Source organism: Paracoccus sp. Arc7-R13 (assembly GCF_004010775.1).
Lineage (GTDB): Bacteria > Pseudomonadota > Alphaproteobacteria > Rhodobacterales > Rhodobacteraceae > Paracoccus > Paracoccus marcusii.
This window is the reverse complement of the sequence record NZ_CP034810.1, coordinates 192,501-219,094: the sequence shown is the minus strand read 5'-3', so window position 1 is coordinate 219,094 and position 26,594 is coordinate 192,501. Positions and strand designations below refer to the sequence as shown.

The window sequence follows — 26,594 nt, the reverse complement described above, 5'->3', positions numbered from 1 at the left end:
GGGACAAGGGGGGACGGCCATGAAACTGACCATCGACGAGGCGCTGACGCGCGGCGGCACGGGCCGGTTCCAGTGGCGCCTGCTGGGCATCTTCGGCCTGGTCTGGGCGGCGGACGCGATGCAGGTGATCGCGGTGGGTTTCGCCGCACCCTCGGTCGCCGCGACCTTCGGCCTGGAGCGGGTGACCGCGCTGCAGATCGGGACGGTGTTCTTCCTGGGCATGTTCGTCGGCGCCTTTGCCTTCGGCCGACTGGCCGACCGGATCGGGCGCAAATGGGTGCTGATCGGCACCGTCGCGATGGACGCCGTGTTCGGGCTGGCATCGGTGATGGCCGGCGATTTCACCTGGCTGCTGATCCTGCGGTTCCTGACCGGGGTCGCGGTGGGCGGCACGCTGCCCGTCGACTATGCGATGATGGCCGAATTCCTGCCGCCCAGGAACCGCGGCCGCTGGCTGGTCTGGCTGGAGGGGTTCTGGGCGGTGGGCACCATCGTCGTGGCCCTGACGGCCTGGGCCGCCGCCAGCATGGGGGCCGTCGCGCCGTGGCGCTGGATCTTCCTTGTCGCGGCGATGCCGGCGCTGATCGGGTTCTTCCTGCGGTTCTGGATTCCGGAATCGCCGATGTACCTGGTCCGCAAGGGCCGCCAGGTTGAGGCGCGCGCCGTCATCGACCGCGTGCTGGCCGTGAACGGCGCGATGCCGCTGCCCGCCAACGCGCATCTGCGTCCCGCGCCGGTGCCGTCGGGAGGTGCCGCGTCGATCATGGCGGCCCCGCTGCGGCGCGCGACCATCGGCGTGCTGGCGGTGTGGTTCTTGGTGTCGCTGTCCTATTACGGCGTCTTTGTCTGGGTGCCGGGACAGCTGGCGACCGAAGGCTTCGGCTTCGTGCGCGGATACGGCTTCCTGGTGATCCTGGCACTGGCGCAGGTGCCGGGATACGCGCTGGCGGCGTGGGGGGTCGAGGCGGTGGGCCGTCGCCCCACGCTGGCGGCCTTCCTGGTCCTGTCGGCCCTGGGCTGCGGCCTGTTCGCCCTGGCCAGCAGCCCCGCCCTGGTCGCCACCGCCCTGATCGTGATGAGCTTTGCGCTGTTGGGCACCTGGGGCGCGCTCTATGCTTTCACGCCGGAACTCTATCCCACGCATCTGCGCGGCACGGGCATGGGCACGGCCAGCGCGGTCGCCCGCCTGGGCGGCATCCTGGCGCCCAGCCTGCTGGCCGTCGTCTTTGCGCGCGGCTTTGGCCTGGCCATCGGCAGTTTCGCCGTGCTGCTGCTGCTGGCGGCGGCGGCCCTGCTGATGATCCGCATCGAGACCCGCGACCGCGCCATCGGGTGACGGGGAACAAGGCGGCCCCCCGCCCGTTGCCCCGTCACATCACCGAAAGGAGTTCACATGGGCCAGCTGGTCGACGGCGTCTGGAAGGACGAATGGTATGACACCGACAGCACCGGGGGAGAGTTCAAGCGCGACACGGCCAAGTTCCGCAACTGGGTGACCTCGGACGGGCAGGCGGGGCCGACGGGCGACGGCGGGTTCGCGGCCGAATCGGGACGCTATCACCTCTATGTCAGCCATGCCTGTCCCTGGGCGCATCGCACGATGATCTTCCGCGCGCTGAAGGGTCTGGAGGATCACATCGACATCTCGGTCGTCCACCCCGAGATGCTGAGCGAGGGATGGGAATTCCGCACCGATTTCGACGGCGCCACGGGCGACCGGCAGTTCGGCCTGGACTATCTGCGCCAGGTCTATCTGAAGGACACGCCCGACATGTCGGGACGCGTCACCGTCCCCGTCCTGTGGGACCGCCAGACCGGCCGGATCGTGTCGAACGAAAGCGCCGACATCATCCGCATGTTCAACAGCGCCTTTGACGGCGTGACCGGCAACACGGACGATTACTGGCCCCAACCCCTGCGCGCCCGCATCAAGGCGATCAACGACCGCGTCTATGACACCGTCAACAACGGCGTCTACAAGGCGGGCTTCGCCACCACCCAGGAGGCCTATGACAAGGCGGTCCATCCGCTGTTCGACAGCCTGGACGGGATCGAGGGGCTGCTGGCCGAACACCGCTATCTGACCGGCGACCGCATCACCGAGGCCGACTGGCGGCTGTTCACCACCATCGTCCGGTTCGATGCCGTCTATCACACGCATTTCAAGTGCAACCGCCGCCGCATCGTCGACTATCCGAACCTGTGGGGATGGGCACGCGAGTTGTACCAGTGGCCGGGCGTCGCCCGGACGATCCATCCGGATCATTTCATGCGGCACTACTACTACAGCCACGACATGATCAATCCGCACCGCATCGTGCCCATCGGTCCGGACGCGGACTGGACCGTGCCGCACGGGCGCTGACTGGACGGCCGCCCAAAAAAAGAAGCCCCGGCGCAGGGAACGCCGGGGCAGAACAGAGAGGGAGGGGTGTGGCCGCATCCGCCGACCACTGGGCTTCGGGGACAGAACGTCACATCAGGGCTTGGGTTCCCGGCAAAGTTGTCTGCGCAGAAACCCGCCGATGCCTCAGGCGACCAGGCGATAGCCGCCCGATTCCGTGACCAGCAGGCGCGCATTCGACGGATCCGGCTCGATCTTCTGGCGCAGGCGATAGATGTGCGTCTCCAGCGTGTGCGTGGTCACGCCCGCGTTGTATCCCCAGACCTCGTGCAGCAGCACGTCGCGGGCCACCACCCCGTCCTGCGCGCGGTACAGGAACTTGAGGATGTTGGTCTCCTTCTCGGTCAGGCGGATCTTGCGGTCCTTGGCGTCGATCAGCATCTTCATCGACGGCTTGAACGTGTACGGCCCAAGCTGGAAGATCGCGTCCTCGGACTGTTCATGCGTGCGCAGCTGGGCGCGCAGGCGGGCCAGCAGGACCGGGAACTTGAACGGCTTGGTGACATAGTCGTTGGCGCCCGCATCCAGGCCCAGGATCGTGTCGGCATCGGTGTCATGCCCGGTCAGCATCACGATGGGGCATTTGACGTTCAGCTTGCGCAGCTTCTTGCACAGCTCGCGCCCGTCGGTGTCGGGAAGGCCGACATCCAGGACCACCAGGTCAAAGATCGCGTTCTTGGTGGCTTCGACCGCCTCGGCGCCGCTGCCGGCCTCGGTCACGTCGAAATCGTCGGTCGCGACCAGCTGTTCGGCCAGGGCCTCGCGCAGGTCTTCCTCGTCATCGACAAGCAGGATCTTCTTCAGTCCGGCCATGGTTGCCTCCTTTGCGTCATTGCGCAATGAGTTGGGCGTCGCGGCCCGGACCGTCCAGCACCATGTGCGAATCCTCACATGGAGTTGTCGGATCGGTGCGTTATGTTTCAGACTGTTTCAAGAATGCGTGGCCCCATGAGCCTGATCCCGACCCTGCCCGAGACCATCGCCCGCGCCCGCGCCGACCTGCGCATGGGCCTGCCGGTGGCCTTGGGCGACCATCTGGCTGCCGCGGTAGAGACGCTGTCGCCCGCGCGTCTGGCCGATCTGCGCGCGCTTGGCCCCGCCGTCCTGGCCCTGACCGGACGGCGGGCCGAAACGCTCAAGGCGCGCGCCTATGACGGCGATCTGGCGCGGGTTGCGCTGCCCGTGGGGGCCGATCTGGCGTGGCTGCGGGCAGTGGCCGATCCCGCAGGCGACCTGATGACCCCGATGAAGGGGCCACTGACCACCCTGCGCGACGGCGATGCGGGACCCCATCGCGCGGCGCTGGCGCTGGCGAAATCGGCGCAGCTGCTGCCTGCCATGCTGATGGTCGCGGCCCCCGCGCCGCCGGGCCTGACGCGCCTGCCTCCGGGTCCGGTTCTTGCGCAGCTTGCAGCCGAGGCCGCGATGGCCCCGGTCGCGGCGGCGCGCCTGCCACTGTTGTCGGCGGAGCGGTCGCGGCTGCACATCTTCCGTCCCGATGACGGTGGAGAGGAGCATTACGCGATCGAGATCGGCGATCCGCCCCGCGATGCGCCCGTCCTGGCGCGGCTGCATTCGGCCTGTTTCACGGGCGACGTGCTGGGCAGCCTGAAATGCGATTGCGGGCCGCAGCTGAACGCCGCGCTGGCCGCGATGGGGCAGGCGGGGGCGGGGGTGCTGCTGTACCTGAACCAGGAGGGGCGGGGCATCGGGCTGGCCAACAAGATGCGCGCCTATGACCTGCAGAACCAGGGCTTTGACACGGTCGAAGCGAACCACCGCCTGGGATTCGAGGATGACGAGCGCGACTTCCGCATCGGCGCGGCGCTGCTGCGGCGGCTGGGTTTCGGCGCAGTGCGCCTGATGACCAACAACCCGCGCAAGGTGGCGATGATGCAGGCCCATGGCATCGCGGTCCCCGAACGGGTGCCGCTGGTCGTGCCGCGCAACCGTCACAACACCGGCTATCTGGATGTGAAGGCCGAAAAGTCGGGGCATCTGCTGTGACCGGCATGGTGCTGACCCCGCAGGGGCTGCGTTTTCTGGGCCGCGTCATTCCCTGCAGCATCGGCCGCGCCGGGATCACCCCCGCCAAGCGCGAGGGCGATCACGCCACCCCTTCGGGCCGCCATCGCATCACCGGGCTGTGGTACCGCCCGGACCGCTTGGCCCGCCCGGCGCCTTGGGCGCGGGTGATCGGGCCGGGCGATCTATGGTGTGACGATCCGGGCCATGCGGCCTATAACCAGCACGCCCGCGCGCCGCTTGCGGCCAGCCACGAACGGCTGCGCCGCGCCGACCCGCTGTACGACCTGATCCTGACGACGGACTGGAATGCGGATGCGGTTCCGGGGCGGGGATCCGCGATCTTCTTGCACCAGTGGCGCCGCCCTGGTTTCGGGACCGAAGGCTGCATCGCCTTTGCCCGCCGCGACCTGATGTGGATCGCGCGTCACGCGCCCCCGGGCACGCCGCTTTACGTGCCCTGAGCGTTCCGCGCCCCGAAGATCGCCGACCCCACGCGGACATGGGTCGCGCCATGGGCGATGGCAGTCTCGAAATCGGCGCTCATGCCCATCGACAGGCCGGGCAGGCCGTGGTCGCGCGCCAGGTCGCGCAGCAGGGTGAAATGCGGTGCCGGATCCTCGCCGTCGGGCGGGATGCACATCAGGCCCTCAGGCGACAGCGACAGCTCGGCGCACAACGCCAGGAAACCGGGCAGCTCATCCGCCAGGATGCCGGCCTTTTGCGGCTCGTCCCCGGTATTGACCTGCACGAACAGCTGCGGGCGACGGCCCTGTTCGGCCATCTGCGCGGCCAGCTTGCGGGCCAGCGTCACGCGGTCCAGCGTGTGGATCGCGTCGAACAGCTGCACGGCGGCCCGCGCCTTGTTCGATTGCAGCGGCCCGATCATGTGGACCGACACACCCGGATGCGCCGCGGTCCAGGCAGGCCACTTGGCCTGCGCCTCCTGGACGTAGTTCTCTCCGAAGACGGTGTGGCCCGCGGCCAGAACGCCCTCGACCCGTTCGGGTGGTTGCAGTTTGCTGACCGCGATCAGCGTGACGCTGCCCGGGGCGCGCCCTGCGGCAGATTCGGCCGCGCGGATGCGGCGGGTGATGTCGTCCAGTCCCATGATCCCACCTGACAAAAAGAAAAGAGCGGGCGCAAGGCCCGCTCTCTCCGTGTGACGTTTGATCGCGAAGGATCAGAAGTCGAAGCGAACGCCCATGTCGGCCGAAACACGCTCTTGATAGTCGCGCTGCAGCGAGGCACCCAGACGGGCGCCGCCCAGGTCGTAGTTTGCGCCGATGCCGAAGGACACGTCGGTTTCCTTCTGGGTCCAGTCGCCGTCGTTGTTGGCAACATAGGCTTCGATGTTGGTCAGACCGTCGGCCAGCGTATAGTCGCCGTACAGGGTGACCGTGTTGCCCAGATCGTCGATGACGTTGACAAAATCCGCGTTGCTGCTGTCTACGCCGCTGATGCTGCCAACGTCGCCGTTGGCGTAGTAGTTCAGGCCGACGCGGGCATTCTCCAGAACGGCATAGCGGGCGCCCACGAAGTACACGTCATGATCTTCCCAACCGGCTGCGTTCAGAGATGCACCGGCGGACAGTTCCAGCCGCTCGTTCCAGACATACTCAGCTGCCAAGCTGAACTCTTCTTTGGTGGGCACAGTGCCGTCAAGGGTATCTTCGAACAGGCCGCTCTGGTCCGGGTCGATGTACGAGGCGCGCAGAGTGACGTCGCCCAGCGCGTAACGCGCAGCGATGCCCAGGCGGTCATTGTTGCTGTAGGGCGAGGATTCATAGGCGAAGAATGCGCCCAGGAAGTTGCCACCGGTCGAACGGTCGAACGCGCCCAGCTCCGAAGCATAAACCAGTGCAGCAGAGTCCAGCGCAGTGTCGACGTTACCGACTTCGACCGTCAGGCCACTGGCGGTCACAAAGACCTTGCCTGCGTTGGTCGATGCGTCATTACCACGGCTGCTGTTGCCCTGGTCCCACTGCAGGCGGAAGCGTGCGCCGAAGTCGACGCCCTGGTCGGTCGAGGTCGATGCATCGATATTCATCCGCAGGCGCGAGATGACCTGGGTGTCGTTTCCGCCGACGGTGATGATACCATCTTCGTAATACTGCACGCCGGTACGGCCATAACCCGAGATGGTGACGTCTGCTGCGGCGATGCCGGCGGTCAGGACCAGCGCGGTCGAGGCGATAAGTGCCTTCTTCATGGTGTGTTCCCTCTTGTCTCTCTGTTGCCCAAGCCAGCTGTCCCGCCCTGGGTATGCAATTGGTTTCACTCTTTCGCGATTGTGATGCAACGGAATCAAGCGTCTGCTGTTTTCTTTGCCCATTTCCGTGATGCACTTGGGCCACACCTGCCCTGGACGGCCTGTCGGGACAGGCCCCGCCGGGGCGGCGCGGACAGGGTGTTCGCCTCAAGTCGCTTGTTTCGCAGCGCCGATCCGGGCTAATGCTGACCCCAAGAGAATGCACCACTGAACTGACCTCCGGGGGACTGGAATGACCTATGCACGCGCCACGCGCCTGATGATCGTCACGACGCTATGCGCGGGGCTGGCCGCCTGTGGCGGATCGGGTGGGAATGTTCAAACCGCGGGCGGTCCGATCGACAGCCCCGATATGGCGCCTGAAACCCGTTCGACCCGCATTCAGGACCTGTTGGTGCGTTCGGGCAACCCCGACCAGATGGTCGGTGTGAACAAGTACCTGTGGACTGCCAGTCTGGACGTGCTGAGCTTTCTGCCGGTGCAGACGATCGATCCGTTCACCGGCGTGATCCAGACCGGCTACGGTACGCCTCCGGGCGGGGGACGGTCCTATCGTGCGACGATCCAGATCAGCGACCCGGCGTTGGATGCGCGCAGCCTGCGCCTGGCGCTGCAGGGGCCGGGCGGCGCCGCGGTCGAGGCGGGCACCGTCCGCGCGGTCGAGGATGCCATCCTGACCCGCGCCCGCCAGCTGCGCATCCAGGACGGCCGCCTGTAAGGGCGCGTCCGCGCAGCGGGGCCCCGATCGCGGGGCATCCGGCGGTGTTTCGCGATGCCCGCGGGCGGTCGCATTCGACGGGCTCCGGTCGGCCGCATCTGGACCCGCACAGGCGGGGCGTATAGACCCTGCGGGCAACGAATGATGCCCGAGGTTCCCCATGCCCTATGATCCCGCGACAAGCGAAGCCCGTTGGCAGACGGCCTGGGCCGATGCCGACGCCTTTGCCGCCATCCGCGACGAGCGCCCGAAATACTATGTGCTGGAGATGTTCCCCTATCCGTCGGGGCGCATCCACATGGGCCATGTGCGCAACTATGCGATGGGCGACGTGGTCGCGCGGTTCAAGCGGGCGCAGGGGTTCAGCGTGCTGCACCCGATGGGCTGGGACGCCTTCGGCATGCCCGCGGAGAACGCCGCGATGGAGCAGGGCGGCCATCCGCGCGACTGGACCTATGCCAACATCGCGACGATGCGCGACCAGTTGAAACCCTTGGGCCTGTCCATCGACTGGAGCCGCGAATTCGCGACCTGCGACGATGCCTATGTGGCGCAGCAGCAGGCGGTGTTCCTGGACATGCTGGAGGCGGGCCTGATCACGCGCAAGTCGGCGCAGGTGAACTGGGACCCGGTCGACATGACCGTGCTGGCCAACGAGCAGGTGATCGACGGCAAGGGCTGGCGGTCGGGCGCCACGGTCGAGCGGCGCGAGCTGACGCAGTGGTTCTTCAAGATCAGCGATTACAGCGACGAGCTGCTGGAGGCGCTGGACGGGCTGAAGGGCTGGCCCGAGAAGGTGCGCCTGATGCAGGCCAACTGGATCGGCCGGTCGCGGGGCCTGCAGTTCCGCTTTGCCACGGTCGATGCGCCCGCGGGCCATGAGGCGATCGAGGTCTATACCACCCGGCCCGACACGCTGATGGGGGCGAGCTTCGTCGCGCTGTCGCCGGATCATCCGCTGGTCAAGGAGCTGGCCGCCAGCCGCCCCGAGATCGAGGCCTTCCGCGAGGAATGCAGGCGCATCGGCACCACCGAGGAGGCCATCGAGACCGCGCCCAAGCTGGGCTTCGACACCGGCCTGAGCGTCGCGCATCCGCTGGACGCGGGCTGGCGCCTGCCGATCTGGATCGCGAATTTCGTGCTGATGGATTACGGCACCGGCGCGATCTTCGGCAGCCCGGCCCATGACGAGCGCGACCACGAATTCGCCGTGAAATACGGCCTGCCGATCCGCGCGACCTTTGGCCAGCCGGGCATGGATCAGGCCGCGGCCGATGCGCTGGTGGCGGAGGCGCCCTTCGTGCCCGCCAAGACCGAGGTCGTGACCTATGTGCGCGGATTCGCGGGCGCGGCCGATCAGACCGGCGAGGCGGCGGTCGATGCCGCCATCGCCCATGCCGAGGCCGAGGGCTATGGCGAGGGCGTGACCAAGTTCCGCCTGCGCGACTGGGGCATCTCGCGCCAGCGCTATTGGGGCTGTCCGATCCCGGTCGTGCATTGCGGGACCTGCGGCACGGTGCCGGAGGCGAAAGCGAACCTGCCCGTGCTGCTGCCGCAGGACGTGACGTTCGACGTGCCGGGCAACCCGCTGGACCGCCACCCGACCTGGCGTCAGGCGACCTGCCCGAAATGCGGCGGCGCGGCGCGGCGTGAGACCGACACGATGGACACCTTCGTCGATTCGTCGTGGTATTACGCGCGCTTCACCTCGCCGGGGGCTGCGACGCCGACCGACCGGGCGGATGCGGAATACTGGATGAACGTCGACCAGTATATCGGCGGCGTCGAACACGCGATCCTGCACCTGCTCTATTCGCGCTTCTTTGCCCGCGCGATGGTCAGGACGGGCCATCTGCCCGAGACGGCACGAGAGCCGTTCGACGCGCTGTTCACGCAAGGCATGGTCACGCACGAGATCTATCGCACCACCGACGACCGGGGGCGCCCGGTCTATCACCTGCCCGAGGACGTGACCGACGGGCGTCTGGCCGACGGCACCGCGGTCGAGGTGATCCCGTCCGCGAAGATGTCGAAATCCAAGAAGAACGTCGTCGATCCGGTCAGCATCGTCGAAAGCTTTGGCGCGGATACCGCACGGTGGTTCATGCTGTCGGACAGCCCGCCCGAACGCGACGTCGAATGGACCGCCGCCGGAGCGGAGGCCGCGTTCAAGTTCCTGTCCCGCGTCTGGCGCCTGGCCGACGAGGTTCCCGAAGGGGGCGACGATGCCGACCTGACGCGCACGGCGCACCGCGCCATCGCGGATGTCACCAAGGCCATCGAGGGCTTTGCCTTCAACAAGGCGGTCGCGAAACTCTATGAACTGGCCAATGCTGTGGCGAAATCGCAGGCCGGGGGCGAGGCGCGCCGCGCGGCCCTGCGGATCATGGCCCAGCTGATGGCGCCGATGGTGCCGCACCTGGCCGAAGAGGTCTGGTCGAAATCGGGCGGGCAGGGCATGGTCGTCGATGCAGGCTGGCCAAAGGCGGACCCGGCCCTGCTGGAGGACGACAGCGTGACCCTTCCGATCCAGATCAACGGCAAGCGCCGGGCCGAGATCACCGTTCCCAAGACCATGCCCAAGTCCGAGATCGAGGCGCTGGTGCTGGCCGACGACACCGTGCTGCGGTTCCTGGACGGGGCGGCGGTCAAGAAGCTGATCGTGGTGCCGGGACGGATCGTCAATGTGGTCGCCTGATCGCCGCGCGGTCCTGCTGGGGCTGCTGGCCGTCTCGGGGCTGGCGGCCTGCGGGCTGTCGCCGGTCTATGGGCCGGGGGGCGGGGGCGGCAAGCTGTTCGGCAAGGTCCGCCCGCGCGACCCGGACACGCCGCTGGACTTCGTCTTCAACCGGCGCCTGGCCGAACGGTTGGGCCCCGAGGACGCGGCCATCTATGACCTGCATTACCGCATCAGCGCGGGCGTCGTCGCGCAGGCCATCACGCCCGATGAGGTCACGACCCGCTATTCGCTGAACGGCACCGCCGATTTCGCGCTGACCGGGCCGGGGGGTGCGGTGATCACCCAGGGACGCGTCAGCAGCTTCACGTCCTATTCCACCACCGGGACCACAATCTCGACCCTGGCGGCCGAGGGCGACGCGCGCGAGCGGCTGGCGCTGATGCTGGCCGATCAGGTCGTCATCCGCCTGCTGGCGGCCGCATCCGGCCTGCCGGACTGATCCATGCTGCTGAAGGGGGCCGAGATCGCGCGCTATCTGGCCCGCCCCGACCCCTCGCGGCCGGGGGTGCTGATCTATGGGCAGGACGCGATGCGCGTGGCGCTGAAGCGGGCCGAGGTCGTGCGCGCCCTGACCGGCGAGAAGGCCGACGAGGAGATGCGCCTGACCCGGATACCCGGCGCGGGCCTGAAGAAGGACCCCGCCCAGCTGATCGACGCGGTGCGCGAGGTGGGGTTCTTTCCCGGCCCCCGCGTGGTCGTGGTCGAGGACACGCCCGATCTGGCCACCGACGCGATCCGCGATGCGCTGACAGGCTGGCGGCAAGGGGATGCGGTGATCGTGGTCACGGCGGCCGGCCTGTCCAAGTCGTCATCCCTGCGGCGCCTGTTCGAGACGCATGGCCAGGCGGTGACGGCCCCCATCTATGACGATCCGCCCTCCGAGGACGAGATCGGCCGCTGGCTGGCGGATGCCGGCCTGCGCGAGGTGCCGCGGGACGCGATGCGTGAACTGGGTCTTCTGGCGCGGGCGCTGGACCCCGGTGATCTGCGCCAGACGGTCGAGAAGATCGGCCTGTACAAGTACCAGGACCCCGCCCCCCTGACGGTCGAGGAGATCGCCATGCTGGCGCCCGCCACGATCGAGGCCGACCTGGACGAGCTGATCCACACCGTCGCCGAACGCCGCGAGGCCGATTTCGGCCCGCTGATGCGGCGGATCGAACAGCAGGGGATCGCGCCCGTCACCCTGTGCATCGGCGCGCTGCGCCATTTCCGCACGCTGCACCTGGCCGCTGCCGACCCGGCGGGGCCGGGGGTGGCGCTGGCCCGCGCGCGCCCACCCGTCTTCGGCCCCCGCCGCGACCGCATGACCCGCCAGGCGCAAAGCTGGGGCATGGGCCCGCTGGAGGAGGCGGTGTCGCTGCTGCTGTCGACCGACATGACCCTGCGGTCCGCCAGCCGCGCGCCGCAGATGCCGCTGGTGGAACGCGCGCTGCTGCGCCTTGCGATGAAGCCGCGGGGGCGGCGGTGACCCTTGCCCTGGTGATCGGAGCCGGACCTGCCGGGCTGATGGCGGCCGAGGCGCTGATGGCGCCCGGCCGTCAGGTGGTGGTGGTCGACGCGATGCCCACGCCCGCCCGCAAGTTCCTGATGGCCGGGAAATCCGGCCTGAACCTGACCCGCGACGAACCGCTGGCGGCCTTTGGCGCCCAGATCGCCGCGTCGGACGGGCGCGATTATCTGGCGACCGATGCGGGGGCGTTCGGCCCGCAGGCGGTGCGGGACTGGGCCCAGGGCCTGGGCATCGCCCTGTTCGCGGGATCGACGGGGCGGGTGTTTCCGGTGGGCATGAAGGCCTCGCCCCTGCTGCGGGCCTGGCTGGCGCGGCTGCGCGCGGGCGGGGTCGAGCTGCGGTCGCGCTGGCGATGGGTCGGGCTGGGCGGTTGTTTCGCCTTCGACACGCCCGACGGTCGCCGGGTGCTGCAGCCAGACGTGACGGTGCTGGCCCTGGGCGGGGCCAGCTGGCCGCGGCTGGGGTCGGATGCGACCTGGGTGCCGATCCTGACAGAGGCCGGTGTCGCCATCGCGCCGTTTCTTCCGGCCAACATGGGGTTCCGCATCGACTGGTCGCCCGCAATGGCGCGGCTGCACGGCGCGCCGGTCAAGGGCGTCGCGATCCGCGCAGGCGACAGCGTCAGCCGCGGCGAATGGGTCATCACCCCCGACGGGATCGAGGGCGGGGGCGTCTATGCCGTCGCGGCCCCGATCCGCGACGGGCAGGCGGCCCATGTCGATCTGGCCCCGGATCTGGACCACGCGTCCCTGGCGCGGCGCTTTGCGCAGCCGCGTGGCAAGCTGAGCCTGGGCAACTGGTTGCGCCGCATCCTGGGCGATCCGGCGCGGGTGGGCCTGCTGCTGGAATGGGGGCGCCCCCTGCCGGACAGCGTCGAGGGCTGGGCCGCGCGGGCCAAGGCGCTGCCGCTTTGCCATGCGGGCCCGATGGGGCTGGACCGGGCGATCTCGTCGGCCGGGGGGATCCGGTCGGAGGCGCTGACGTCTGAGCTTGAACTGCGCGCCCTGCCCGGCGTCTTTGCCGCCGGAGAGATGCTGGATTGGGAGGCGCCGACAGGCGGCTATCTGCTGACCACCTGCCTTGCCACGGGGCTGCGCGCGGGGCAGGCCGCAGCCCGCAGGCTCTAGCTTGCCATGGCCCGCTGATAGGCGGGGCGCTGGCGGATGCGGTCCAGGTATTCGGTCAGGCGGTGTTCGACGATCGGGAACCGCGCCGACAGCGCCCAGTCCAGGCAATGCGCCAGGATCAGGTCTGGCACGGTTATCCGCTCTCCCATCAGATAGGGTCCGTCGGACATGCGGTGGACCAGGGTCTTCTGGCTGGCCTCGAATTCCCACCGCAGGGTGTTCTTGATCGCGCCAAGGCGCATCTCCTCGGGCAGGATGAAGCTGTGGCGCGCGGCCAGCCACAATGCCGCGTCGAATTCGTCCAGCAGGAACTGGGTCAGGCTGTCCTGACGCGCCCGGTCCAGGGTGCCCGCCGGGTGGGTCAGATCGCCGTGGCGATCGGCCAGATAGGTCAGGATCGCGGTCGAATCGGTGATCGGCGTACCGTCGTCGATCAGGACCGGAACCTTGCCCGCCGGGTTGAACTGGGCCACGCCGTCGCTGCGCGGATTGGCGGGAATGTGGTCGTAAGGCTGTCCCAGCTCCTCCAGCATCCACAGGACGCGCAGGGCGCGGGACTTGGCGGTGCCGATGACGCGGTACATGGGGATCCTCCTGGCCGTTGGACGGACAGAAGGCCCCAGCCCCCGCGCCGCGTCAAGCGCGGCGGCAGCCGACCAGCTGCTGGCGGTACATCTCGGACCGCTGGCCCACGGATCCGGCCACGCGCATCAGCCAGCTTTTCTGGCGATAGCTGCCGCGGGCAAAGCCGCTGCGGCCTTCGTGATAGGCCAGGTACTGCGACGCGGCGTCGTTCTTGGACAGGCCAAGCCGCTGCTGGCTGCCATGCATGTACCAGCCCATGAAGTCGGTCGCGTCGCGGATGCTGTCGCGCCGGGCGCGACGGTTGCCGGTCTCGCGCTGGTACTCCTCCCAGGTGCCGTCCAGGGCCTGGGAATAGCCGAAGGCGCTGCTTTGGCGGCCGATGGGAATGACGCCAAGCGCGTATTGATGCGGGGTGCGCGCATCGCCGATGAATTTCGATTCCTGGTACAGGGTCGCCATCTGAACATGGACCGGCACGCCCCATTTGCGTTCGGTCTGGCGCATGGCGCGCAGATAGGCGGGTCGTTCCGACGTGATCGCGCACGCATTGTCCAGCTGCCGCGGCGCGCTGAAGTTCCCGCCGCCCCCGCATGAGGCGACCAGCCCGACAATGGCCAGCTTCAGTAGCCTGTTCATCCTGCCCTCGTTCTCTTGTTTTGCGGACAGTCTACGCAAATTCACCCGCCTGTGAAATCACAAAGCCGGAAGCGGGGCAGGGATCGGCCGATGGATCAGCCCGATCCCTCGGGCCGCAGCAGGGCGTTCAGCGCCATCAGATCCGCGGCCCCCGCATCCAGCAACAGCGATTCCAGCGCCCGGTAATGGGCCAGGACCTGCTGTCCGGTGGGGGTGACGGTCGCGCCGCCGCCCCCCGCCCCGCCGCGCGCGCTGTCGATGACGGGGTCGGCAAAGGCGGTGTTCATCTCCTCGACCAGGGTCCAGGCGCGCTTGTAGCTCATCCCCATCTCGCGCGCGGCGGCCGAGATCGAGCCGAGCCGCCCGATGCGGGCCAGCAGCTCGGCCTTGCCCGGACCCAGGATCAGGGGCGAATCGTATTCCAGGCGCAGCTTGATGCGCAGCCGGGGGGCGGTCTGGGTCATGGGGGCTCTCTCGTTATTCCTGCGCAACATAGCGCCTTGCCCGGCCGGGCGCAATTTGCCGTGACGGCACGGGTTGCGGCAGGCGGCACGCGCCCTAGACTGCGCGCCGAAGGCAAGAGGAGGCCCTGCCATGTCCGCATCCGATATCGTCATCCTGTCCGGCGCCCGCACCGCCATCGGCACCTTCGGGGGCAGCTTGGCGGCCATCCCGCCGATCCAGCTGGCCGCGACCGTCACCCGTGCCGCGCTGGAGCGGGCGGGCCTGGCCCCCGAGCAGGTCGGTCAGGTCGTCTTCGGCCATGTGATCAACACCGAGCCGCGCGACATGTACCTGTCCCGCGTGGCCATGCTGGAGGCGGGCATCCCGCATACCACGCCCGCGATGAACGTGAACCGTCTGTGCGGGTCGGGCGCGCAGGCCATCGTGTCGGCGGCGCAGGCGCTGATGCTGGGCGACGCCGATTTCGCCATCGCGGGCGGCGCCGAGAGCATGAGCCGCTCGCCCTATGTCGTGCCTTCGGCGCGCTTCGGCGCCAAGATGGGCGATCAGGTCATGCTGGACATGATGACCGGCGCGCTGACCTGCCCGATGGGCACCGGACATATGGGCGTCACCGCCGAGAACGTCGCCGCCGAACATGACATCAGCCGCGAACAGCAGGACGCATTCGCGATGGAATCGCAGCGCCGCGCCGCGGCGGCGATCGCGGCAGGCCATTTCAAGGACCAGATCGTCCCGGTCGAGGTCAAGTCGCGCAAGGGCATGGTGGCCTTCGACACGGACGAGCACCCCAAGGACACCAGCCTGGAAAAGCTGGCCGGCCTGAAGGCCGTGTTCCAGAAGGGCGGCAGCGTGACCGCGGGCAATGCCAGCGGCATCAACGACGGCGCCGCAGCCTTGGTCTTGGCACGGGCGGATGCCGCCGAACGCGCGGGCCTGACCCCGCGGGCGCGCATCCTGGGCTATGCCGTGGCCGGCGTGCGCCCCGAGGTGATGGGCATCGGCCCGGTCCCCGCGGTCGAGGCGCTGATGGCCCGCACCGGGCTGAAGGCCGGCGATTTCGACGTGATCGAATCGAATGAGGCCTTTGCCGCCCAGGCCCTGGCGGTGAACAAGGGCCTGGGTCTGGACACGGCCCGCGTGAACCCCAATGGCGGCGCCATCGCCCTGGGCCATCCGGTCGGCGCCACAGGCGCGATCCTGATGGTCAAGGCCATCCACGAGCTGGAGCGGACAGGCGGTCGCACCGCGTTGATCACCATGTGCATCGGCGGCGGGCAGGGCATCGCCATCGCGATCCGTCGCGACTGACGCACCGTCCCGGCGACGTTTGCGCAACCGGTCTGGTTTCCAGACCGGTTTTTTCTTGCTTTCCGCCGTGAACCCGTCCCGAATGATGCGGACAATTCGAGGAGGAGTTGGGGTGTCACAGGGAATAATGTTCATTGCCGCGGCCTTGCCCGTCGCGGTGGTGTTTGTGTTGCTGGTCGTCATGCGACGGTCGGCCAAGCTGTCGATGATGACCGCCTATGTGGTCACGGTGCTTCTGGCACTGTTCCTGTGGGGGGCGCCGCTGGCGCGGGTCGCGGGGGCCACGGTCAACGGGCTGGTGACGGCGGTGACGCTGCTCTACATCGTGTTCGGGGCGATCCTGCTGCTGTACACGGTGCAGGAATCGGGCGCGATCCGCACGATCCGGCGCGGGTTCATGGACATCTCGCCCGACCGGCGCATCCAGGCGATCATCATCGCATGGATGTTCGGGTCGATGATCGAGGGCGCGTCCGGGTTCGGCACGCCGGCCGCCGTGGCGGCGCCGCTGCTGCTGGCGATCGGCTTTCCGGCCATGGCCGCGGTCATGGTCACGCTGATCATCCAGTCGACGCCGGTGTCCTTCGGCGCGGTCGGCACGCCGATGCTGGTCGGCATCAACACCGGCCTGTCCAACAGCCCCGAGGTCGCCAGCGCCATCGCGCCCCTGACCCTGGCCGAATACGTGCCGGTGGTGGCCGCGCAGGTCGCGCTGGTCCATGCGCTGGTGGGCGTGCTGATCCCGCTGCTGATGGTGGGGATGCTGACGCGGTTCTTCGGCACCGAGCGCAGCTTTGCCAAGGGCTTTCGCGCGTGGAAGTTCGCGATCTTTGCCGGGCTGGCCTTCACGATGCCCTATCTGCTGGTCGCGCGCATCCTGGGACCGGAATTCCCGTCCCTGCTGGGCGGGCTGATCGGCCTGATGATCGTGGTGCCGGCCGCGCGGGCCGGTTGGTTCATGCCGTCCGACAGGTTCGACTTTCCGGCACGCGCCCAATGGGACGAAGGCTGGCAGGGCAACATCGAACCGGACCAGGCCGAACTGGGCCCCGATGACCGCCGCATCGGCCTGCTGACGGCATGGATGCCCTATGTCATCGTCGCGGCGCTGCTGGTGCTGACGCGGACCATCGCGCCGCTGAAGGCCTGGCTGACCGGGCCGGACACCACGCTGGCGCTGCGCGACCTGTTCGGGTCGGGCATCAACGCGACCGCGCAGTTCGCATATTCGCCGGGGACGGTGATGATCATCGCATCCCTGATCTCGGTCGCGCTGTTCCGCATGCGGGGCAGCGATTACGGCCGGGCCTGGGCGATCTCGGGCCGCACGATGCTGGCCGCGGCGCCCGCGCTGCTGCTGGCGGTGCCGATGGTGCAGGTGTTCATCAACTCGGGCTCGGAGGGCGTGGCGTCCATGCCGATCACCCTAGCCGAGGGGATGGCCGCGGCGACCGGTGCCAGCTGGCCCCTGTTCGCGCCGATCGTGGGCGCGCTGGGCGCGTTCATCGCGGGATCGAACACCGTGTCGAACATGATGTTCGCGCTGTTCCAGTTCTCGGCCGCGCAGGGCATCGGACTGGATCTTGCGGGGATCACCATCGTGGTGGTGCTGCAGGCCGTGGGCGGCGCTGCGGGCAACATGGTCTGCGTGCACAACGTGGTGGCCGCGTCCGCCGTCGTGGGCCTGACCGACCGCGAGGGCGACATCATCCGCAAGACGCTGATCACCATGGCGTATTACGTGGTGCAGGCGGGCCTGATCGGGATGGCGCTGATCGGCGGCGGGCTGTGGTGGCTGGCGGCGCTGATCTGGGCCGCGGTGGTGGTCGGCGCGATGCGCGCCAATCGCGACCGGGCCGCGGTGCCTGTCCGCGCCTGACGCAAGGCTGACGACATCGGTGCGGGCGGTCCTTCGGGGCCGCCCGTTCTCGTTGCGCCGCGCCGCACGGCCGGATACGAGGGCGCAAACCGGACACGGGTGCGCAAAAAGGAACGGGCCGCCCAGCAAGAGGCGGCCCGCGAGATCCAAGGAGATGGTCCGGTTAGGGGCGGACGCAGGTCCGGTCCCAACCAGGGGTGGTGGCCTTTGGGGCTGCCCTCAGGCCGGGGTCCCCCCGACTGTTCCGAAACGTCTCTCCACTATCACTCTAGACACTGGACCACCTCCTTTCAAAAGATTGCTGTATAGGGACAGGCTGACACAGATCGAAATTCTGTCAATCAGCTTTCTGCCCTGTGCCCCAACAAATTGCGGACGATGATGCGGAACGGCACAAGGGCCAGTATCGCCAGACCAAGTTTGACCATCCAGTCGGCAAGTGCCAGCGAAACCCACAGCGGGCTGAACGGTCCCGCGCCAAGCAGCGGAACCGCCTCGTTGGCCCAGCCCGTGTTGGTGTCCGCGGGCAGCACGGCCGCAAAGGCGATTCCGAAGAACAGCACCGTGTCCAGCGCCGATCCCAGCAGGGTCGAGACCAGCGGCGCCCGCCACCAGCGCCCGCCGCGCAGCGTGTCGAAGACCTGCACGTCGACCATCTGCGCCACCAGGAAGGCCGCCCCCGACGCGATGGCGATTCGCAGCGTGGTGGCATCCATCCCTGCGGCGATCAGCGACCAGACGACCCCGGTCACGAACCCTGCCAGCACCACGCGGCGCGCGGCGGCGGCGCCGTGGACGCGGTTCATGACGTCCGTGACCAGGAAGGCCAGCGGATAGGTGAAGGCCCCCCAGGTCAGCCAGGTGGCGACCGTGAACTGAACCAGGACGTTCGAGGCCACGACAATGGCGGCCATGGCAAGGATGCCGGGCAGAAAGCGGATCATCGGTGGGTTTCCGTTTTTGCGAAGGTTGCGGAAGAACTCGGCCCCCCGGACGGGTGGAGCAGCGCGCGCCTTACGCCCGCGCGGGCGGTCTTGTCAATTCCGCAGCGCCTGCAGGCCGGTATCGCGCAGGCGGTATTCGACGATCTCGGTCCGCTGGACGAACAGGAAGTTGTCGTCCGAGATCATGGTGATGCGCATGCCCACGCCGTCATCCCAGACCGAGATGCCTTCCAGGTTGTCGTATTGCAGGGGCCGCGTCTCCAGCAGGATCTGGTCGTCCTGGATCACCCCCGGCTCCAGCCGCATCCGCCGCACGCGCGAGACAAAGCCCAGGATGCCGCGGAAATCGCGCTCCAGCAGGTAGAACCAGCCGTCGGGCCCGAAATCCGCCCCCACCGCACGCCAGCGCGGATCGCGGCGGATCTGGCCGTATTCCGTCCAGGCGCCGTCGAACGACAGGATGGTGAAGGGCTGGGTTTCCGTCCCCGACCGCTCGGGGACGGCGAACAGGGTGCCGTCGTCGTCGATGGCCAGCGCCTCCAGCCCCACGTTCACGCCCATGCCGGGCAGGCGGTCCGGGCGGGGATGGGTGGTGGCGGGTGCGTCGGGGTGATCATAGGTCGCCACCCGGTCCAGCCCTTCGAAGCTGACATGGATGCGGCCGTCGGGGCCCACCGCGATGCCTTCGCTGTCGCCGGTATAGCCGGGGGGCAGGGGCTGGCCCTTGCTGTCCTTCAGGTTCGTGCGCCCGGCGACGGACATGCCGCGCACCAGGCCCTGGGCATCGCGTTCGATCCGGCCCCAGTACAGGTGCGCCCGGTCGGTCAGGGCGTGGAACCCGGTGCCGTCCGGGCTGATGTCGATCGCCGAGAAGCCGCCGAAGGTCGATTGGTCCATCGTCCAGATATAGGTGCCGACATAATCAAGAACCGCGCCTGCACGGGCAGGCGCGGTGGCAAGGATCGACCCGGCAAGGGCCAGCGTCAGGGCGCCGATGCGACGGTCGAACATTGGGCTGGCAGGTCGCTCATCCGATAGGTGCGGGGGTGGCGATAGTTGGGGTCCGGGGTCGAGGGCTTGGCGCGGCTGGGGTCGATGCGGATGTTGATCCATTCCTGCGCCTCGGCGCAGCCGTCGCCGGCCGGGATCGGGTTCGGCGTCTGGCAGATCGACCCGGCAGGGCAGTTCATGCGGACGTGGAAATGGAAGTCGTGGTTGTTGATGGGGCGGATCTTGCGCAGCCAGTCGCGGTTGCCCGTCTCCATCTGGCACATGGCGACCTTGGCGACGGGATCGACGAAGATGCGTTCGACGCGGGGATCGCGCGCGGCGGCGCGCATGATCGACATGTGCCCGCCCGTCCAGTTGCCCGACAGCGCCGTGCCGCCATTCGCGACGACCGACACGGATGACAGGTTCTCGCGCTGCTGCGGGGACAGGCCCAGGGTCGGGGGCGGCAGCATCCAGATGTCGGCATCCAGCCCCAGCTGGTGGCTGGCATGGCCCGAGGTCATCGGCCCGCCGCGCGGCTGGCTGATGTCCCCGATATAGAGGCCCCGCCACCCGGCCTGCTGCGCCGCCCGCGACAGGCCCTGCAGAAAGCCGATCATCTCGGGGTGGCCCCAGTTGCGGTTGCGCGACAGGCGCATGGATTGCCAGCTGGGTCCGCTTTCGGGCATCTGCACCAGACCCTGCGCGCAACCTTGGGAATAGTTGCCGATCGACACGGCCGGCCCGCCCGACGCCGTGCGGAACGCGCCGAAGACGTCCTTGGCCAGGGATTGGGCCGATGCGGGCAAAGCCAGGCCCATCAGGACGGCGGCGGCGGTCAGGGTCTTGCGGATCACGGGGACGTCTCTCCTTCGGGGTCCACCCACACTAGCAGAACCAGCGCGACAAGAAAGATCACGATCAGGGGAAGAAACCCGATGCGCTGATTCCCGGTCAGGTCGGTCGTCAGCGCGATCAGGAAGGGTGCCAGGAACGCCGTGGCCTTGCCCGACAGCGCGTAAAGGCCGAAACCCTCGGTTGCGCGGTCGGGGGTGGTGTGGCGCACCATCATCGTGCGGCTGGCCGCCTGCAGCGCGCCGCCCGCGCCCCCGATCACCGCCCCGCAGGCAAAGAAGATCAGATCGGGCAGGCGCAGGGTGCCCAGGACCGCATCCGGCGTGGCAATGCCCAGGACGGATGTCCGGTCCATACCCACCAGCAGCATGCAGACCGCCATCAGCGCCAGGATGCTGGCGACGATCACCGCGCGGGGGCCGAAGGCGCGGTCCGCGCGCCCGCCCAGCCAGCTGATCACCGCCGCCGAGATGGCGCTGACCACCCCGAAGACGCCGGCCAGGAACACCGGCCAGCCCAGCACCGTCCCCGCATAGACGCCCCCGAACCCGTACAGCGCGTTCAGCGCGTCGCGCGAGAACATCGACGATGCCAGCCAGGCCGCCAGGCTGCGCCGATGCCGCAGGCTGCGGATCAGCGTCCACAGGTCGCGCAGGGCGCGGCGCACCTGCACCGGCCCGCCCGGCCCCGGTTCGCGGACCCACAGGAAGAACGGGATCATGAAGACCGCGTACCAGATCGCCGTCAGGGGGCCGACGAACCGCGTACCTTCGCGCATCGCGGGGTCCAGGCCGAACAGGGGCGGGATGCCCAGCAGCGTGCGCCCCGAGGGCGTTTCGGCGAACAGCAGCAGCATCACGGCCAGTGCCGTCACCCCGCCCAGATAGCCGAAGGCATAGCCCGACCCGGACAGACGGCCGATCTCGTCGCGCGGGGCCAGGGCGGGCAGCATGGCATTGGTGAAGATGGTGGCGAATTCGACCCCGATCAGGCCGATGCCGAACAAGACGATGGCCTGGATCAGCGGCGGCTGGCCGGGGGTCAGGGTCCACAGCCCCGCCGCGCCCACCACGTAGAATGCCGAGAACACCCAGACCCAGGGCATCCGCCGCCCCGAACTGTCCGCGATGGCGCCCAGGACCGGGGCGGCCAGCGCGATGACCGCGCCCGCGATGGCCAGCCCGTATCCCCAAAGCGCCTGCGCCTGCGCCCCGGCCTGCGCGGCATCCAACCCCTGGGCGATGAAATGCGTGCGCGCGACCTCGGCGAAGTAGATCGAGAAGACGAAGGTCAGCAGCAGCGTGTGATAGGGCTGGCTGGCCCAGTCAAAGAACCACCAGCCCCAGACCCGCCTGCGATCGATCGTCATGTCCGTCCCTCATGGCTTTTCCGTCATAAGGAACAGAGCCCGTCAGAGTGGCAAGTGAAGTTTCGCCTCATCCGGGATGACGGGGGGCCAGGGCCGCGTCGCATCCGCCGCGATCCAGGCCGCGATCCAGTCGGGCAGGGGCGGACTGTCGGGGGCGTGGCCCAAGGCCTCCATGACGCGGGCGGGGGCGACGATCCCCTGGGCCGAGGTCACGGCCGAGCGGATCATCACCTGGTTGCAGCATTCCGTGCCCTTCCACATGGACTGCTCCATATAGACGAAGCGCGCGTCCCAGCCCACCATGCGCGAGATCATGGTGAAGCGTTCGAACGCCCGGACACGGCGACGATAGCGGGTCGAGTTTCCCGCCACCGTGATGCCCCAGCCATTCGCCCGCAGCACCGGCACCAGCCCGGTCCGCCGCGCCAGCGGGATGCGGCCCAGATCGAACAGGGTCAGGGTGCGGCCGTTGTTCAGCTCCCACCAGGGGTCCAGGTCCCAGGGCCAGCACATGTGCGTGGACACATGCGTGCCCAGGGGGTCCAGGGCGGGGGCGTTGCGGAACTTGACCAGTTCCTTGGCAAAGCGGATCAGCGGATACATGGAGGGGCCTTTCGTCAGCAGGCCTTTTGGGGGCGGGCCTTTCGTTCTGCCCCGTGGGTGGCCCGCGATCACGCGGGCGTCAAGCCGGACGCGGCGGCATCCGGTCGCGCCCCGCTTGCGTCCCGCCTTACGCGCGGCCATACAGGGCCCGAACGCGCGCGCAGCCAAGGAGACGACCATGGGAACCCTGTACGAAGCCCTGCAACTGATCCTGCAGGTCCTGTGGTTCATCATGATCGTGCACATCATCATGTCCTGGCTGATCAACTTTCAGGTGCTGAACCTGCGCCAGCCTCTGGTCGCGCAGATCTGGGACGGCCTGAACCGGCTGCTGGAGCCGATCTATCGCCCGATCCGGAACATCCTGCCCAATACCGGCGGGCTGGATCTGGCGCCGCTGGTCGTCTTCATCATCATCATCATCGCGCAGCGCGCCCTGGCGAACAACGCGGGCTTCTTCTACGGCATGTGATGTCAACGGACCTGCTGCGCCAGGTCTGGGGATTCGACGGTTTCCGCCCCGGACAGCAAGAGATCGTCGAGGCGGTGGCCGCAGGCCGCGACGTGCTGGCGATCATGCCGACGGGCGGCGGCAAGTCGCTGTGCTTCCAGCTGCCCGCGCTGATGCGCGAGGGCGTGACGGTGGTCATCTCTCCGCTGATCGCGCTGATGCGCGATCAGGTGCGCGCGCTGCGCGAGGCGGGGGTCGAGGCGGGCGCACTGACCAGCGGCAACACCGAGGCCGAGACCGACGCGGTGTTTTCGGCCATCTCCGAGGGGCGGCTGAAGGTGCTGTACATGGCGCCCGAACGGCTGGCCTCCGGGGGCACGGTGAACCTCTTGCGCCGGGCGGGCGTCACGGCGATCGCGGTGGACGAGGCGCATTGCGTCAGCCAGTGGGGCCATGACTTCCGCCCCGACTATCTGCGCATCGGCGATCTGAAGCGCGCGCTGGACGTGCCGCTGGCGGCGTTCACCGCCACTGCGGACGTGGAAACGCGGGCCGAGATCGTCACCCGCCTGTTCGACGGACAGGCCCCGGTGACCTTCCTGCGCGGCTTCGACCGGCCGAACATCCGGCTGGCCTTCCAGCCCAAGAACAGCCCCCGCACCCAGGTCCTGGCCTATGCCGCCGCGCGCCGGGGACAGTCGGGCATCATCTATTGCGGCGCCCGCGCGCGGACCGAAAGCCTGGCGCAGGCGCTGCGAGAGGCGGGGCACCCGGCCATCGCCTATCACGCGGGGCTGGAGGCCGAGGCCCGGCGCGAGGCCGAGGCGCGGTTCCAGACCGAGGACGGGCTGATCGTCGTGGCGACCGTGGCCTTTGGCATGGGCATCGACAAGCCCGACATCCGGTGGGTGCTGCACGCCGACCTGCCGAAATCCATCGAAGGATACTATCAGGAGATCGGGCGCGCGGGCCGCGACGGCGACCCGGCGGATACGCTGACCCTCTACGGTCCCGACGACATCCGCCTGCGTCGCACCCAGATCGACGAGGGCCTGGGCGACAGCGCCCGCAAGGCCGGCGATCATGCACGTCTGAACGCCCTGCTGGGCCTGGCCGAGGCGACAGGATGCCGCCGCCGTCGCCTGCTGGCCTATTTCGGCGAGGAGATGGACCGCGATTGCGGCAATTGCGACCTGTGCCAGAGCCCGCCCAAGCTGTTCGACGGCACGCTGGCGGTCCGCAAGGCGCTGTCCGCGATGGTGCGCACCGGCGAGTGGTTCGGCAGCGGCCACCTGATCGACATCCTGACCGGCACCACCACGGACAAGGTCCGCGAGCGCGGCCATGACCAGCTGCCGACCTTCGGCGTGGGGCGCGAACACGGGCGCGGGCAATGGCAGGCGATCTTCCGGCAGATGATGGGGCTGGACCTGTGCCGCCCCGACCCGGAACGCCACGGCGCCCTGCACCTGACCGAGACCGCGCATCCGATCCTGCGCGGCGAGGAGAGCGTGACGCTGCGCGAGGACACCACCAAGGGCGCCAAGCCCGCCAACGTCCTGCGTACCCAGGTATCGGAGGAGGACGAGCCGCTTCTGTCCGCGCTGAAGGCCAAGCGGCGTGCCCTGGCCGAGGCGGCGCGCGTGCCGGCCTATGTCATCTTCCCCGACCGCACCCTGATCGAGATGGCCGAGAAGCGGCCGCAGGACCTGGACCAGATGGCGCGGGTCGGCGGCGTGGGGGCAAAGAAGCTGGACAGCTTTGGCCGCGCCTTCCTGGAGGTCATCGCGGGCGCGCAGCCCGAGATGCACCCGGCACGGCGCGCCCTGGCCGGGCGTCCCGAAGGCGCGCTGTTCGACCGGCTGATGGCCGTGCAGCTGGACCTGCAGCGCGGCCCCGACGGCACCGACAAGCCGCTGTCCTGCTCGACCGCCCAGATCAAGCGCATCGCGGAAAGCCGCCCCGCCGGCGTCGATGGACTGGCGCGTCACCTGGACGCGCCGCGCATGGAGCGGTTCGCCGACGCCTTCCTGGCCGAGATCGAGCGCGTCGAATAAATCGCGCCGCGCTGGTAACGAACAGGTGCCCTGCAGCGAACAGTCAACCGAACGTGATGCATCATTTGCGCAACCCCCTGCGTGGATCATGCGATAACGCAAGGGTACCGCCCCGTTGGGGCAGCCCGATCGGAGGACATGATGAAGCTGAACTGGTCTGACGTCACGCCGCACAGGATCTTTCTGGACCGTCGAAAATTCATGGCCGCAGGGGTCGCCGCCGTGGCCCTGCCCGGACTGGTCCGCGCGCAGACGATCAATGCACGCCCATCCCCGCTGTCGACCGACCAGACGCCGAACACCTTCGAGGAGATCACCAACTACAACAACTTCTACGAATTCGGGACGGGCAAGGAGGATCCGGCGCGCAATGCGGGCGCACTGACCACCGATCCCTGGTCCGTGGAGGTGGCGGGCCTGGTCGACCGCCCCGGCAGCTATGGCGTCGAAGATCTGGCCCCCGACAACGCGCTGGAGGAACGCATCTATCGCCTGCGCTGCGTCGAGGCGTGGTCGATGGTCGTTCCGTGGATCGGCGTGCCGCTGGCATCCGTGCTGGCCAAGGTCGGCGTCCAGCCCAGTGCCAAGTTCGTCGAGTTCGAGACGCTGGTGCGCCCCGAGGAGATGATCGGCCAGCAACGCGCCATCCTGGACTGGCCCTATCGCGAGGGTCTGCGTCTGGACGAGGCGATGCACCCGCTGACGATCCTGGCCACGGGTCTGTACGATCAGCCCATGCCCAACCAGAACGGCGCACCGATCCGCCTGGTGGTGCCGTGGAAATACGGGTTCAAGTCGATCAAGTCGATCGTGCGCATCAACCTGCTGGCGCAGGAGCCCGTGAACACCTGGAAGCAGCTGCAGGCCAGCGAATACGGATTCTATGCCAACGTGAACCCGCAGGTCGATCACCCGCGCTGGAGCCAGGCGACCGAACGCGTTATCGGCGCGGGGCTGTTCGGCGGGCGCAAGGAGACGCTGATGTTTAACGGATACGGCGATCAGGTCGCCTCACTTTACGCGGGGATGGATCTGTCGGTGAACTACTGATGATCCGCGGCATCAACAACGCGCTGCGGCGCATTCCGGTCTGGGCGGTCTGGCTGGCAGGGGCGGTGCCCTTCGCCGTGCTGCTGTGGGACATCTTCACGGGCGGCCTGGGCGTCGATCCCGTGCAGGAGGTCGAACACCGCCTTGGCCAGACCGCGCTGTACTTCCTGATCGGCGGCCTGGCGGTCACGCCATTGCTGCGACTGACGGGCGTGTCGTTGATGCGGTTCCGCCGCGCGATCGGGGTGATCTGTTTCGCCTATGCGCTGCCCCATGTGCTGGCCTGGGTCGTCCTGGACATGGGACTGCTGTGGGGACAGATGGCCCGTGACATCCTCAAGCGGCCCTACCTGCTGTTCGGAATGGGATCGTTCCTGATCCTGATCGCGCTGGCCGTGACGTCGAACAACACGTCGCTGCGGCGCATGGGTGGGCAGGCGTGGCGACGCCTGCACAAGCTGGTCTATGTTGCAGCCCCCCTTGCCGCGATGCATTGGCTGTGGGCCATCAAGGTCAACGAGATCGCCCCGATCTTCTGGGCGGCGGTGATCGCGCTTCTGCTGGCCTCCAGGCTTGTGATTCGTCGCCCGATGTCCTGGA

At 68.4% G+C, this 26,594-nt stretch carries 26 protein-coding genes (1 of these 26 only partly in view); 15 read left to right on the top strand and 11 right to left on the bottom strand.

The window, feature by feature from the left end; translation table 11 throughout:
- Positions 1–19: 19 nt before the first annotated feature.
- Both EOJ32_RS01095 and EOJ32_RS01090 read left to right on the top strand, forming a co-directional pair.
- Complete coding sequence (locus tag EOJ32_RS01095) at positions 20–1,336, top strand: MFS transporter (protein ID WP_127897429.1); 1,317 nt, start codon at positions 20–22, stop codon at positions 1,334–1,336.
- A 57-nt stretch (positions 1,337–1,393) separates the two neighbouring features.
- Entirely contained in the window at positions 1,394–2,365 is a 972-nt protein-coding gene (locus tag EOJ32_RS01090; protein WP_127897428.1) for a glutathione S-transferase family protein, read from the top strand.
- A 165-nt stretch (positions 2,366–2,530) separates the two neighbouring features.
- On the opposite strand, the gene EOJ32_RS01085 is transcribed toward EOJ32_RS01090, so the two are convergent.
- Positions 2,531–3,217: a response regulator transcription factor gene (locus EOJ32_RS01085; RefSeq protein WP_127897427.1), complete on the bottom strand. Its 687-nt coding sequence runs from the start codon at positions 3,215–3,217 to the stop codon at positions 2,531–2,533.
- 135 nt (positions 3,218–3,352) lie between these two features.
- Between EOJ32_RS01085 and ribA the strand changes: the two genes are divergently transcribed.
- Positions 3,353–4,411 (top strand): GTP cyclohydrolase II, encoded by a 1,059-nt coding sequence (ribA, locus tag EOJ32_RS01080; protein ID WP_127897426.1) that lies wholly within the window; start codon positions 3,353–3,355, stop codon positions 4,409–4,411.
- Between the two features lie 5 nt (positions 4,412–4,416).
- Complete coding sequence (locus EOJ32_RS01075) at positions 4,417–4,893, top strand: L,D-transpeptidase (RefSeq protein WP_127899241.1); 477 nt, start codon at positions 4,417–4,419, stop codon at positions 4,891–4,893.
- Here the strand turns inward: EOJ32_RS01075 and EOJ32_RS01070 are convergent.
- Together EOJ32_RS01070 and EOJ32_RS01065 are read right to left on the bottom strand one after the other, a co-directional pair.
- Positions 4,881–5,540, bottom strand: a complete 660-nt coding sequence (locus tag EOJ32_RS01070; protein ID WP_127897425.1) for a YggS family pyridoxal phosphate-dependent enzyme — start codon at positions 5,538–5,540, stop codon at positions 4,881–4,883. The two genes, EOJ32_RS01075 and EOJ32_RS01070, sit on opposite strands and share 13 nt — an antisense overlap.
- 72 nt (positions 5,541–5,612) lie before the next feature.
- On the bottom strand, positions 5,613–6,641 hold the full coding sequence (locus EOJ32_RS01065; protein ID WP_164871369.1) for a porin: 1,029 nt from the start codon (positions 6,639–6,641) through the stop codon (positions 5,613–5,615).
- Between the two features lie 292 nt (positions 6,642–6,933).
- Between EOJ32_RS01065 and EOJ32_RS01060 the strand changes: the two genes are divergently transcribed.
- The 5 genes from EOJ32_RS01060 (at position 6,934) to EOJ32_RS01040 (ending at position 12,799) form a co-directional block, all read left to right on the top strand.
- The gene (locus EOJ32_RS01060) at positions 6,934–7,419 is read left to right on the top strand and encodes a DUF3576 domain-containing protein (protein WP_127897423.1); all 486 of its coding nucleotides are present in this window, start codon (positions 6,934–6,936) and stop codon (positions 7,417–7,419) included.
- 160 nt (positions 7,420–7,579) lie between these two features.
- The gene (gene leuS, locus EOJ32_RS01055) at positions 7,580–10,117 is read left to right on the top strand and encodes a leucine--tRNA ligase (protein ID WP_127897422.1); all 2,538 of its coding nucleotides are present in this window, start codon (positions 7,580–7,582) and stop codon (positions 10,115–10,117) included.
- On the top strand, positions 10,104–10,598 hold the full coding sequence (lptE, locus tag EOJ32_RS01050) for an LPS assembly lipoprotein LptE (protein WP_127897421.1): 495 nt from the start codon (positions 10,104–10,106) through the stop codon (positions 10,596–10,598). Before leuS ends, lptE begins: the two co-directional genes overlap by 14 nt.
- Positions 10,599–10,601: 3 nt before the next feature.
- Positions 10,602–11,630: a DNA polymerase III subunit delta gene (holA, locus tag EOJ32_RS01045; protein ID WP_127897420.1), complete on the top strand. Its 1,029-nt coding sequence runs from the start codon at positions 10,602–10,604 to the stop codon at positions 11,628–11,630.
- 38 nt (positions 11,631–11,668) lie between these two features.
- A complete protein-coding gene (locus EOJ32_RS01040; protein ID WP_240542531.1) occupies positions 11,669–12,799 on the top strand; it encodes a TIGR03862 family flavoprotein in 1,131 nt (376 codons plus the stop codon).
- Here the strand turns inward: EOJ32_RS01040 and EOJ32_RS01035 are convergent.
- The 3 genes from EOJ32_RS01035 to EOJ32_RS01025 all read right to left on the bottom strand — a co-directional run bounded on the left by EOJ32_RS01035 (position 12,796) and on the right by EOJ32_RS01025 (position 14,484).
- Complete coding sequence (locus EOJ32_RS01035; RefSeq protein ID WP_127897418.1) at positions 12,796–13,383, bottom strand: glutathione S-transferase family protein; 588 nt, start codon at positions 13,381–13,383, stop codon at positions 12,796–12,798. The genes EOJ32_RS01040 and EOJ32_RS01035 overlap by 4 nt on opposite strands.
- A 52-nt stretch (positions 13,384–13,435) precedes the next feature.
- On the bottom strand, positions 13,436–14,020 hold the full coding sequence (locus tag EOJ32_RS01030) for a lytic transglycosylase (protein WP_045983142.1): 585 nt from the start codon (positions 14,018–14,020) through the stop codon (positions 13,436–13,438).
- Positions 14,021–14,115: 95 nt separating this feature from the next.
- Positions 14,116–14,484 carry a winged helix-turn-helix domain-containing protein gene (locus EOJ32_RS01025; protein ID WP_127897417.1) on the bottom strand — a complete coding sequence of 123 codons (369 nt, stop codon included), beginning with the start codon at positions 14,482–14,484 and terminating at the stop codon, positions 14,116–14,118.
- Between the two features lie 130 nt (positions 14,485–14,614).
- Between EOJ32_RS01025 and EOJ32_RS01020 the strand changes: the two genes are divergently transcribed.
- Complete coding sequence (locus EOJ32_RS01020; RefSeq protein WP_127897416.1) at positions 14,615–15,796, top strand: acetyl-CoA C-acyltransferase family protein; 1,182 nt, start codon at positions 14,615–14,617, stop codon at positions 15,794–15,796.
- 112 nt (positions 15,797–15,908) lie between these two features.
- Entirely contained in the window at positions 15,909–17,675 is a 1,767-nt protein-coding gene (locus EOJ32_RS01015) for an L-lactate permease (protein WP_064503552.1), read from the top strand.
- Between the two features lie 341 nt (positions 17,676–18,016).
- Here EOJ32_RS01015 and EOJ32_RS01010 read toward each other — a convergent pair whose 3' ends face one another.
- The 5 genes from EOJ32_RS01010 to EOJ32_RS00990 all read right to left on the bottom strand — a co-directional run bounded on the left by EOJ32_RS01010 (position 18,017) and on the right by EOJ32_RS00990 (position 22,436).
- On the bottom strand, positions 18,017–18,619 hold the full coding sequence (locus EOJ32_RS01010) for a queuosine precursor transporter (protein WP_046000380.1): 603 nt from the start codon (positions 18,617–18,619) through the stop codon (positions 18,017–18,019).
- 93 nt (positions 18,620–18,712) lie between these two features.
- Complete coding sequence (locus EOJ32_RS01005) at positions 18,713–19,630, bottom strand: esterase-like activity of phytase family protein (RefSeq protein ID WP_240542467.1); 918 nt, start codon at positions 19,628–19,630, stop codon at positions 18,713–18,715.
- Positions 19,603–20,466: a penicillin-insensitive murein endopeptidase gene (gene mepA, locus EOJ32_RS01000; RefSeq protein WP_045983136.1), complete on the bottom strand. Its 864-nt coding sequence runs from the start codon at positions 20,464–20,466 to the stop codon at positions 19,603–19,605. The genes EOJ32_RS01005 and mepA overlap by 28 nt, the downstream gene beginning before the upstream one ends.
- Positions 20,463–21,833, bottom strand: a complete 1,371-nt coding sequence (locus tag EOJ32_RS00995; RefSeq protein ID WP_127897415.1) for an MFS transporter — start codon at positions 21,831–21,833, stop codon at positions 20,463–20,465. The genes mepA and EOJ32_RS00995 overlap by 4 nt, the downstream gene beginning before the upstream one ends.
- A 42-nt stretch (positions 21,834–21,875) precedes the next feature.
- On the bottom strand, positions 21,876–22,436 hold the full coding sequence (locus EOJ32_RS00990; protein ID WP_127897414.1) for an acyl-CoA thioesterase: 561 nt from the start codon (positions 22,434–22,436) through the stop codon (positions 21,876–21,878).
- Positions 22,437–22,614: 178 nt separating this feature from the next.
- Between EOJ32_RS00990 and EOJ32_RS20305 the strand changes: the two genes are divergently transcribed.
- The 4 genes from EOJ32_RS20305 to EOJ32_RS00975 all read left to right on the top strand — a co-directional run.
- On the top strand, positions 22,615–22,908 hold the full coding sequence (locus EOJ32_RS20305; protein ID WP_045983133.1) for a YggT family protein: 294 nt from the start codon (positions 22,615–22,617) through the stop codon (positions 22,906–22,908).
- On the top strand, positions 22,908–24,944 hold the full coding sequence (recQ, locus tag EOJ32_RS00985) for a DNA helicase RecQ (protein ID WP_139085960.1): 2,037 nt from the start codon (positions 22,908–22,910) through the stop codon (positions 24,942–24,944). Before EOJ32_RS20305 ends, recQ begins: the two co-directional genes overlap by 1 nt.
- A gap of 138 nt (positions 24,945–25,082) precedes the next feature.
- Positions 25,083–25,994 (top strand): protein-methionine-sulfoxide reductase catalytic subunit MsrP, encoded by a 912-nt coding sequence (msrP, locus tag EOJ32_RS00980; protein WP_164871368.1) that lies wholly within the window; start codon positions 25,083–25,085, stop codon positions 25,992–25,994.
- Positions 25,994–26,594, top strand: the 5' portion of a protein-coding gene (locus tag EOJ32_RS00975; RefSeq protein WP_127897412.1) for a sulfite oxidase heme-binding subunit YedZ. It continues 20 nt past the right edge of the window; the window shows 601 of its 621 coding nt (coding positions 1–601); the start codon lies at positions 25,994–25,996; its stop codon lies off the right edge, out of view. Before msrP ends, EOJ32_RS00975 begins: the two co-directional genes overlap by 1 nt.